The following is a 6,222-nucleotide window of genomic DNA, read 5'->3' as shown; positions in this document are numbered from 1 at the left end:
ATTAAGGTGGTTATAGCGTTGGGGATCCACCTCTTCCCATTCCGAACAGAGAAGTTAAGCCCAACCACGTCGATGGTACTGCGTAAAAGTGGGAGAGTAGATAGCCGCCGTTTTAGAGTCAAGAACTCAAAACAAGGAAAAGGAGTTAATTCGTATGAGTTAACTCCTTTCTGCATTTAATAAGATCGTAAATAAAAGAATTGAACCGAGTAGACTTCTAATCAAAACTCAGTTTTATCACTTCTCCGTAAGACGGAATATTCTTGAAGGCTTCTTTTATATCATATTCTCCTGCATACACGCGTGCGCAGGTCAAAACACCTCCGTGTGCAAAGAGGCATACTTTTTCCAATCCGCTTTTTCTTAGTTCTTCTAAAAAAGAACTAACCCGGTTATATTGATCCATCAGTGATTCTCCCGAAGGAGTCTGTACGTTGATCCAGTCATTGAACCATACTTCCGAGCGCGGATCTGAAGATAACTCTTCCCATGACTTCATTTCCCATTCTCCGAAGTTAAGCTCTTTGATACGATCTTCCCGTGTGGCATCCGGATAGCCGCAATAGTGAGCCAGCCGTACGCAACGTGTGAGAGGGCTGCACCATACTTGATCGAATGTAAGTCCGTTCAATGATGCTTTTACTTTCTCGGCTTCCTCTTCGAATGTAGGACGTAATGCTACATCCGTTTGTCCGTAGGCATAACCTGCCGGTACGTCAACGGATGTATGTCTTATCAGATAAATCTCCATATATTTCTTTTATTGTGTTGTTGTATATATAACAGCTATACCGAGGTAAAAGCTTAATTCGCATAGCAGAAATGTCGCTCCGCAACAATCGCCGGTGTAGCCTTGTATCTTCTTTTTCATAAAAGAGGTGAGCATGTACCAGGTTATTACCGGAAGAATTCCTGCCAGAAGATATACTGGTTCAGGCAACCAGTATAATGGCAGAACAGTGCATATTATACTGAACAGGTATTCACCTTTAGTCATGCGGCTATATACCGTTTTACTTTTGGCTTCTTCTTCTTTACGGGCATAGGGAAGCCGGTTGATGATCATACTTGCTACGCCTTTACTGAATGGATCACCGGCTAGTATGGCACATCCGGCCAACTCTATTGGAAGATTACTTAACAGTAAGTAATACAAGCCGAAGTAAGTGATTAATCCGATTACACCATAGCTTCCGATATGTGAATCTTTCATGATGGCAAGGATCCGTTCGCGGCTGGTTCCTCCTCCGAAGCCGTCGAAGAAATCGGCCAGTCCGTCTTCATGGAGACATCCGGTTATCAGTAATCGTGTAATTATGGCCAGTAATAAAGCGACTCCTGCAGGCAGGATGAGTGACCCGGCGTATAATACGATAACCGAAAGCCCGGCAGTCAGCCAACCGACCAACGCCCATCTGCTGACTACGTTTTTAAAGTAGTCAGCCGGAACTTCGGCCAGTCTCCAGAAGGGCAGTCGTGTGAAAAATATAAATGCGGCCAGTATTCGTAACATAGCAATAGAATTGTTAAGACCGAAAAGCTTCCGGTTAAAAATATTTAGTGACAGCTGCCTGCTGGAAACTGTGCATCTCGTTTATCATGCGTACGGCCGATTCGACGATCGGGTAGGCACAAACGGAACCTGAACCCTCTCCCAGGCGTAATCCCAGGTTCAATAGCGGTTTTGCATTTAAGGCATTCAGAACCTTCTGGTGGCCGGCTTCATCTCCGCAATGTCCGAATATACAATAAGGTAGCATTTCCGGGTATAACCGGGATGCTGCCAGTACGCAGTTTGTCATAATGAAACCATCCACGAGAATGATCATTTTCAGTTCGGCGGCGCGTAGCATACCTCCGACAGCCATCACCATTTCGTAACCACCGAAGTAACTGATTACTTCCAGCGGATTGTTGTCTCCCTTATAATTCTCGAGGGCGGCTTTCAATACATTATATTTATGTTGCACGCCGCTACTATCCAACCCGCTTCCGGCACCGACACATTCCTGTAAAGGAATACCTGTCAGGCAGGTCATCCACATACTGGATGCAGCCGTATTGCCTATCCCCATTTCGCCGAAACTGACGACATTGCAGCCTTCCTTATGGCAATCGCTTACGATATCCGCTCCGTATTGAAGAGCCTGTTCCATTTCTTCCCGGGTCATAGCTGCCTCATGCAGAAAATTACGTGTACCTTTCCGGATCTTACGGTCTATTAATTGAGGAATCGCTGGAAAATCGAAATCGACACCTCCATCCACAATCTTTAGCTCAAAACCATGCTGGCGGGCAAGGAAACATACACCGGCACCACCGTTCAGGAAATTGTGGATAACCTGGCGGGTGACTTCCTTTGGAGATTTGCTTACTCCTTCATCTGCAATGCCATGATCGGATGCGTAAATAACATTGACAGGATGATTTAAGGTGGGGGAGAGAGTTTGTTGGATCAAACCGATCTGAAGTGCTATTTCTTCTAATGTTCCTAACGAACCTTTGGGTTTCGTCAAATTGTTTATTTTATCCTGCAATGCTTCTGCAATGGCTGGATCTGGTTTTTCAATATGAAATGTGATCATTGTTTTGTTATTTATTTATCCTTTTACTTTCATTGGTATTCCGCTAATCATCAGAACCACTTCGTCTGCACGGGAGGCGATATATTGATTAAGCCATCCCTGTAGGTCTGTGAATTTGCGTTGAACGGGATCGGGCGACACTCCGCCTAGTCCGATCTCATTCGTAACGAAAATCAGGAAAGCTTCCTGCTTCGTTAGTCGGTCGAACTCCTCCTTCAGTTCCTGCAGGGAGCGTTCGACATTACTTTCATTATCGAAGAAGAAGTTTGTGCCCCATAAGGTGACACAGTCTATGACAACTACCCGGCCCGTCATATCGTGGCGACTCAGGTACTTTTCTTCTTCTATGTTTGTCCATTCCGGGCCACGATCGGCCTGATGGCGGAGGACACGTTGACGGAATTCTTCATCCCACACACGCGAGGTGGCCAGGTAAACCGGGTTAGGGGCTAATGACAAGGCTAACTTTTGCGCGTATCCGCTTTTACCGGAACGTTGTCCTCCTGTTACAAGTACGATATGCTTGTCCGACATCTGATTTATTCACCTTTGGGCTTACGGTTGGTTGTCCGTTTTGCCTTATTTGCCGGGTTGTTTTTACTTGTTTTCCGTAGGCTGGCCGATTTAGGAGAAGCAGCAAGACGTTGTGCAACCGCCGCTTTCCCCAGTGATTTACCGAACTTTGGTTGTAAAGCATCTTTCAATGCTTTTTCTTCCGGACTCAACTTCTCTTTCGGTTTTGTACCGCTTTTCGCCGCTTTTCTTGCAGCAGCATACTTGTTGTATTTAACATACTTGCCGGGTCTTAGCGTTTTGCCGGAACCAGACGGATTACTACTGCTTTTTTCTGTCTTAGCAGCTGTCTCTGCCGTAGACACAGGTGCGATTCTCTTTTCCTTTTTCTCCGGAGCTTTTGTTGTTTCACCGAAAACCAGATTCTGGGTTTTACCCACAACTGCGCGTGAATGTTCCTGAGCCAGTCCTTCATATTTGCCGACATTGATCTGGATATCGTCCAGTAAGACAATATCGGATTTGCTGACTTTCTGGCCGACTTCCGGTTGTTTGCCATTAACGGTAACCCGTCCCATTTCAATAAACTTGTCCGCTTCCCGGCGTGAGCAATAACCTGCGTCACTGAGCAATTTGTTTAATCTTATTTCCATTGTATATAATTGTCTTTAATGTAATAATAGTGATAGAAGACAAACAAGCAATCCCATTGCGAGTTCTGTGTTGCTATTTATTTTAGTAGCAATTAACATGTCTTCTGTTGTAAAGCTTCTGTCATTGAGACCAATATAGGGTTTTTCGACTGCTTGACCAAAATAATCGTGCGTTCCTCCGAAACGACAGTCCAGAATTGCAGCCAGGGCAGCTTCCGGATATCCTGAGTTGGGACTGAGGTGGGCGCGGCCGAAACGCTGAAGAAAACTTCTTTTATTCCAGTTGCCGGAAACCAGCAGCATCAGGCAGGCTGTCAACCGGGCCGGAATATAATTGGCCACATCGTCCAACCGGGCGGTAGCCTGTCCGAAATCTTTGTATCGATCGTTTTTATATCCGATCATCGAATCGAGCGTATTGATCATTTTGTAAGCCATCATGCCGGGCAGCCCCAGAAAAGCAAACCAGAACATGGGGGCGATCACTCCGTCGCTCAGGTTTTCGGCGAGTGTTTCCAGTGCAGCCGCCCTTATCTCCTGGGGAGATAAACGGGAAGTGTCGCGACCGACGATGCGCCCGACCTGGACACGGCCTTCTTCCACACTCCGGTCTACCGCTTCAAAGACTGCTTTCACTTCTGTAATTAATGTTTTTCCTGCCAGGCAGTAGAAAACTCCGACGCCGACTAGTAGCCCGTAAAATAATGTATTGATCAACCCGGCCCAGTATAATAGCAGGTGAACTAAAAGATAGACACCGGCAACAAGAACCAATGTAAGTAAACCTCCTTTGTAGAAACGATTTTTTCCCCGGTTAAGTTTTTTTTCCCCGAAAGAGATGAGCTTGCCGAACCACACGATAGGATGGGGCCATCCTGCCGGATCACCCAGTAAGCGGTCTGCCAGCCATCCCCCTAAAAAGGGAATTACTTTAATTAAATATATAGGTTGATATGCCCAGTACATAGTATTTGTTATATGAGAGACAAAGGTAGAAAATTGTACCGTTTTTTGTTTTGTAAATTCACGAATAAATATCTACCTTTGTCTTATGCTAAGGATAATAACACATATAGAGCGACTATTGCTGGTGCACGATTGCGTGATCGTACCGAAATTCGGTGGGTTTGTGCTGCAAACGGTTTCTTCCGTTTACAACGGGGCAGATCATCTGTTTAATCCGCAACGCAAAGAGATCGTCTTTAACATCACATTGCAACATAACGACGGCTTACTTTCGGAATCATACATGCAGATGTATGATGTGAACTACCGTAAGGCGCAGTTAATGCTGGAAGAAGATGTTGAAGATATGAAAGCCGCTTTGCAGGAGGAAAAGAAATTATCTCTGGGGGTATTAGGATCTTTTAGCCTGGGAATGGAAGGCCAGGTGATTTTTCATCCGGGTAATTCAGACTCTTTCAGTATTGTTTCATACGGACTGGCTGCATTTAATTTCCCGCAGTTGAAACCTGTTTTGGCCGAGCGTGAAGAAGTCGCTTTGCTTAGAGGGAAGAAAAAGAAAGATATATTATATATTCCGGTCAATCGTAAATTTCTCCGCGTAGCTGTGGCTTCGGCTGCTGCTCTGGCTTTATTCCTGTTGATATCGACTCCTGTAAAGGATGTGAACCAGGCAGCATATACAGCCAGTTTTGTTCCGACAGAAATGGTTACTAAAAGTGTGCCGGAGGTGAAAGTGGAAGAGGTTGTGCCTGCAGTGTCTGTTGTAGAAGAGGCAAAAGTAGCTGAAGTGAAAAAGAATGTCGCAGTACCTGCCGCAGCTCCCAAGGTAAAGAAGCAAGAGGTCGTATCGAAGCCTGTTGCCAAAACTCCTAATCCTAAAATGTTCCATATCGTAATTGCCAGTTTCCCGACAGCGGAACAAGCTGATAAATACATGGCCGGTGTGGATCGTAAAGAATGTAAACATGTGAGTAAGGTAGCCCGCGATGGAAAATATCGCATTTATGCAGATAAATTTGATAACCGGGAACAAGCCGAGGCTTATATGGCTACACTTCGCACCAATGAAAAATACAAAGATGCCTGGTTATTCATCAGCCGGTAAGGATATGACTTATTGTATATATTTCTGATCTTTCACAGATCGCATCAAGACTGATATAAAAAAGCATCCGAGAGAAATTTGATTTTCCCTCGGATGCTTTTTCTTTTTCTTCCGAAGAAATTTGAATTTTCGTTCGGAAGCGTTTTTATAGTTATTGTAACTTACTCTTCTTCTTGTTTAGGTTGTTTTTTCTTTTTTAACCGGCCTGCTTTACGTAAAGCCTGATCCAGAATGTACAGGATCTGGCCATTGGTGCTGCGGAACTCATCCGCAGCCCAGGTTTCGATAGCATCCATCATTTCTGTATCGATTCGCAGAACAAAATTTTTGGTTGCATTCTCTTTTTTGGCCATCACTTATATTAATATTAAAACTTTAGAATCATTGAAACAAGCTTCCG

General features: G+C 44.7%; 8 protein-coding genes and 1 other annotated feature (1 of these 9 only partly in view). Of the genes, 1 reads left to right on the top strand and 7 read right to left on the bottom strand.

What is annotated here, in order from left to right:
- Positions 1–113 (top strand) — a sequence feature (most likely nonfunctional fraction of RNA operon); it begins 4,172 nt to the left of the window's first position.
- A gap of 104 nt (positions 114–217) precedes the next feature.
- The 6 genes from cobC to cbiB are packed head-to-tail and all read right to left on the bottom strand — an operon-like array spanning position 218 to position 4,717.
- Entirely contained in the window at positions 218–751 is a 534-nt protein-coding gene (gene cobC / locus HMPREF1536_RS04770; protein ID WP_028726860.1) for an alpha-ribazole phosphatase, read from the bottom strand.
- Positions 752–760: 9 nt separating this feature from the next.
- Complete coding sequence (locus HMPREF1536_RS04765; protein ID WP_028726861.1) at positions 761–1,513, bottom strand: adenosylcobinamide-GDP ribazoletransferase; 753 nt, start codon at positions 1,511–1,513, stop codon at positions 761–763.
- Positions 1,514–1,547: 34 nt separating this feature from the next.
- Complete coding sequence (gene cobT / locus HMPREF1536_RS04760; RefSeq protein WP_028726862.1) at positions 1,548–2,585, bottom strand: nicotinate-nucleotide--dimethylbenzimidazole phosphoribosyltransferase; 1,038 nt, start codon at positions 2,583–2,585, stop codon at positions 1,548–1,550.
- Positions 2,586–2,600: 15 nt separating this feature from the next.
- Positions 2,601–3,119, bottom strand: coding sequence for a bifunctional adenosylcobinamide kinase/adenosylcobinamide-phosphate guanylyltransferase (locus HMPREF1536_RS04755; protein ID WP_028726863.1), 519 nt, complete (start codon positions 3,117–3,119; stop codon positions 2,601–2,603).
- 5 nt (positions 3,120–3,124) lie between these two features.
- Complete coding sequence (locus HMPREF1536_RS04750; RefSeq protein ID WP_028726864.1) at positions 3,125–3,751, bottom strand: S4 domain-containing protein; 627 nt, start codon at positions 3,749–3,751, stop codon at positions 3,125–3,127.
- A 15-nt stretch (positions 3,752–3,766) separates the two neighbouring features.
- Entirely contained in the window at positions 3,767–4,717 is a 951-nt protein-coding gene (gene cbiB, locus HMPREF1536_RS04745) for an adenosylcobinamide-phosphate synthase CbiB (RefSeq protein WP_044191678.1), read from the bottom strand.
- Positions 4,718–4,802: 85 nt separating this feature from the next.
- On the opposite strand from cbiB, the gene HMPREF1536_RS04740 reads away from it, so the two are divergent.
- Positions 4,803–5,822, top strand: coding sequence for an HU domain-containing protein (locus HMPREF1536_RS04740; RefSeq protein WP_028726866.1), 1,020 nt, complete (start codon positions 4,803–4,805; stop codon positions 5,820–5,822).
- A gap of 161 nt (positions 5,823–5,983) precedes the next feature.
- Here HMPREF1536_RS04740 and HMPREF1536_RS04735 read toward each other — a convergent pair whose 3' ends face one another.
- Positions 5,984–6,175, bottom strand: coding sequence for a type II toxin-antitoxin system antitoxin (locus HMPREF1536_RS04735; protein ID WP_028726867.1), 192 nt, complete (start codon positions 6,173–6,175; stop codon positions 5,984–5,986).
- Positions 6,176–6,222: the final 47 nt, after the last annotated feature.

Origin of the sequence: Parabacteroides gordonii MS-1 = DSM 23371, assembly GCF_000969825.1 — a bacterium.
Classification (GTDB): Bacteria; Bacteroidota; Bacteroidia; order Bacteroidales; family Tannerellaceae; genus Parabacteroides; species Parabacteroides gordonii.
Note: the sequence above shows the minus strand (reverse complement) of the source record. Positions and strands in the feature narration are given on the sequence as shown.